The sequence below is a fragment of the Streptomyces flavofungini genome (assembly GCF_041028215.1).
In the GTDB taxonomy this organism is placed as follows: Bacteria; Actinomycetota; Actinomycetes; order Streptomycetales; family Streptomycetaceae; genus Streptomyces; species Streptomyces flavofungini_B.
Genome location: NZ_JASKYR010001128.1, coordinates 1 through 2,404 on the forward strand (window position 1 = coordinate 1; position 2,404 = coordinate 2,404).

Sequence of the window (2,404 nt, forward strand, 5' to 3'; positions counted from 1 at the left end):
GTCTTGCGGTACGTGACGAGGGGCGGGGCGGTGCCGACGACGCCGGGGGCAGCGGGCTGCTCGGCATGCGGCGCCGTGTCGCCGCCCTCGACGGGACCCTGAGAGTGACGAGCCCCGCCGGGGGGCCGACCGTGATCGAAGTGGAGCTGCCGTGCGCGTGGTGATCGCCGAGGACAACGCCCTGCTGCGGGAGGGCATGGTGCTCCTGCTCACCTCGGCGGGGCACGAGGTGGTGGCCGCCGCCGCCAGCGGGCCCGAGGTGCTGCCCGCCCTGCTCGGCCACCGCCCCGACGTCGCGGTCCTCGACGTGCGGATGCCGCCGGGGTTCCGGGACGAGGGGCTCCGGGCGGCGCTCGCGGCCCGCGCCGAACTGCCCGGTCTGCCGGTGCTCGTCCTCTCCCAGTACGTCGAGGAGACGTACGCGGCGGAGCTGCTCGGCGGGGGCGCGAGCGGCGTCGGCTATCTCCTGAAGGACCGGGTGGGCCGGGTCGACGAGTTCCTCGACGCCCTGGAGCGGGTGGCGTCGGGCGGTACCGCCCTGGACCCGGAGGTCGTGACGGAACTGCTCACCCGGCGCCGCGACGACCCGGTCGACTCCCTCACGCCCCGCGAGCGCGAGGTGCTCCAGCTCATGGCCGAGGGCCGGGACAACGCCACGATCGCCGCCCAGCTCGTGGTCTCCGACCGCGCGGTCAGCAAGCACATCGGCAACGTCTTCGCGAAGCTGGGCCTCGAACCGAGCGACAGCGGGCACCGGAGGGTGCTCGCCGTCCTCGCGTATCTGAACAAGGGGTAGGCACGTACGCCAGGGGCCCGGGGCGGCGGGTTCAGCTCCGCCGGTGCCGTACCGCCGGGTGACGGCCCCGCAGCGGCGGCCAGGACGGCGGGAGGGTGCCCGCCGCCGCCGTGGCGGTGACGACCAGGGCGATCAGCGCCCCCTGCGCCACCGGGAGGTGCGGCAGGGTGCGGGTGAACGCCACGCTGAAGGCGAGGAGCGGTACCGAGGCCACCGCCGCGCCGACCACGAGGCCGGTCAGCGCCGTGGCCGCCGCCTCCAGGCGCAGCATCAGCCGCAGTTGGCGCCGTCCGGCCCCGGCGAGGCGCAGCAGGGAGAGTTCCGGGCGCCGTCCGACCGTGATCAGCGACAGCGTGCTCAGGACCGCGATCACCGCGAACGCGCCGATGGCGCCGACCGCCGCGACGGTCACGGCCTCGCCCAGCGCCTGGTCGTCGGGGCGCAGCGGCTCGGGCGCGGGGTCCGCCGTCACCCGCGCACCGGGTACGGCCTTCCGCAGCGCGGCGGCGTCACCCCCGGCCACGAGCACGCGGTCGCTCCCGGCGTCCGGCGCCGAGGTGTGCCGGGCGAGCTGCTCGCGGGCGAGGAGGAAGCCGCCGAGGGCCAGTTCACGGTCGTACGTGGCCACGACCCTCAGCCGCGCCGCCACCCCGTCACCGAAGCGCAGCGTCACCGTCGAACCGGGGCGTACGTCCAGGGCGCGCGCCTGGTCGCGGCCGACCGCCACCGTGCCGGGAGGCAGCCCGTCGGTGCCGCCCTCGCGGACGCCGGGGTCCAGCGTCCGCGCGAGGCCGCCGGGGGTGACGCCGAGCACCGGCAGCCGGTCGAGGCGGGGCGAGCCGGTCTCCCGCCGGGCGAGGACGACGGTGCCGTGTGTGACGCGGGTGGCCGCCCGTACACCGGGGACCTCCCTGATCCGCTCCAGGGCGCCCTCGGGCAGGCCGCCCGCCGCGGTCACCGCGTGGTCCGCCCGCGCCGCCTCCGCCGCCTGGCCGCCCGCCGCGTGCGTCACCGTCGCGCCCGCCGCGAGCTGCACGGAGACGAACGCCGTGACCAGGACGACCGGCGTGAGAGCGGCTCCCGAACGGCGCGCGGAGGCCGCGAGGTTGGCCGCCGCGAGATGCCCCGCCGCGCCGCCGRACCCGCGCAGCGGCCCGCCGAGCAGCCGCATGGCGCCCTCGGCGATCCAGGGGCCGAGCAGCGCGCACGCGATGACCAGGACCACGGTCGCCGCGCCCGCCGCGGCGGCCGCCGTCTCCCCGTCCTGAAGTGTGGCGGTGCCCGCCGAACTCACCCCGAGGAACAGCAGCACCAGACCGGCGACCCGGCGCACCGTGCCGGGACCCGGCTCGCGCAGCGCCTCCGCGGGCCGCACCCTGGCCGTCCGCGCGCAGGCGATCAGCGCGGCGAGGCGGGCGATGAGCAGCGTGAGGGCGGCCGGGTGGCCGCCTGGGCGGCCGGGACCCGGCTCGCGCAGCGCCTCCGCGGGCCGCACCCTGGCCGTCCGCGCGCAGGCGATCAGCGCGGCGAGGCGGGCGATGAGCAGCGTGAGGGCGGCCGTCACCAGGGGTGCGGGCAGCAGCCAGGCGGGCAGCCGCAGTTCCAGGC

At 77.9% G+C, this 2,404-nt stretch carries 2 protein-coding genes and 1 pseudogene; 2 read left to right on the plus strand and 1 reads right to left on the minus strand.

What is annotated here, in order from left to right; genetic code table 11:
* Together AB8Z36_RS39050 and AB8Z36_RS39055 are read left to right on the plus strand one after the other, a co-directional pair.
* Nucleotides 1-164 (plus strand): annotated as a pseudogene (locus tag AB8Z36_RS39050) (sensor histidine kinase); the annotation flags it as partial.
* Entirely contained in the window at nt 152-796 is a 645-nt protein-coding gene (locus AB8Z36_RS39055; RefSeq protein WP_369218107.1) for a response regulator transcription factor, read from the plus strand. The pseudogene AB8Z36_RS39050 and the gene AB8Z36_RS39055, both read left to right, overlap by 13 nt.
* A 31-nt stretch (nt 797-827) precedes the next feature.
* On the opposite strand, the gene AB8Z36_RS39060 is transcribed toward AB8Z36_RS39055, so the two are convergent.
* The coding region (locus tag AB8Z36_RS39060; protein ID WP_369218108.1) for an FtsX-like permease family protein at nt 828-2,404 on the minus strand (1,577 nt) is incomplete at its 5' end.